The sequence below is a fragment of the Escherichia sp. 94.0001 genome (genome assembly GCF_013369155.2).
In the GTDB taxonomy this organism is placed as follows: Bacteria; Pseudomonadota; Gammaproteobacteria; order Enterobacterales; family Enterobacteriaceae; genus Escherichia; species Escherichia coli_F.
The window spans coordinates 1-770 of sequence record NZ_JABWMS020000203.1; the positions used below are offsets into that span (position 1 = coordinate 1).

At 57.3% G+C, this 770-nt stretch carries 2 protein-coding genes; both read left to right on the forward strand.

Features of this window, described 5'->3' with window-relative positions; genetic code table 11:
- Nucleotides 1-35: 35 nt before the first annotated feature.
- A complete protein-coding gene (locus tag HEN33_RS25225; RefSeq protein WP_000459476.1) occupies nt 36-470 on the forward strand; it encodes a phage tail assembly protein T in 435 nt (144 codons plus the stop codon).
- On the forward strand, nt 463-770 hold a 308-nt coding region (locus tag HEN33_RS25230), incomplete at its 3' end, for a phage tail length tape measure family protein (RefSeq protein ID WP_139286513.1). The genes HEN33_RS25225 and HEN33_RS25230, both read left to right, overlap by 8 nt.

Below are 770 nucleotides of genomic sequence, written 5' to 3' on the forward strand. Positions count from 1 at the left end.
GACGCCGGGCCTGCAGAGCCTGTTTCTGCGGGAAAGTGTTCGACGGTGAGCTGAGTTTTGCCCTGAAACTGGCGCGTGAGATGGGGCGACCCGACTGGCGTGCCATGCTTGCCGGGATGTCATCCACGGAGTATGCCGACTGGCACCGCTTTTACAGTACCCATTATTTTCATGATGTTCTGCTGGATATGCACTTTTCCGGGCTGACGTACACCGTGCTCAGCCTGTTTTTCAGCGATCCGGATATGCATCCGCTGGATTTCAGTCTGCTGAGCCGGCGTGAGGCTGACGAAGAGCCTGAAGATGATGTGCTGATGCAGAAAGCGGCAGGGCTTGCCGGAGGCGTTCGTTTTGGCCCTGACGGGAATGAAGTTATCCCCGCTTCCCCGGATGTGGCGGACATGACGGAGGATGACGTAATGCTGATGACAGTATCAGAAGGGATCGCAGGAGGAGTCCGGTATGGCTGAACCGGTAGGCGATCTGGTCGTTGATTTGAGTCTGGATGCGGCCAGATTTGACGAGCAGATGGCCAGAGTCAGGCGTCATTTTTCCGGTACGGAAAGTGATGCGAAAAAAACAGCGGCAGTCGTTGAACAGTCGATGAACCGACAGGCGCTGGCTGCACAGAAAGCGGGGATTTCCGTCGGGCAGTATAAAGCTGCCATGCGTATGCTGCCTGCGCAGTTCACCGACGTGGCCACGCAGCTTGCAGGCGGGCAAAGTCCGTGGCTGATCCTGCTGCAACAGGGCGGTCAGGTGAAGGACTC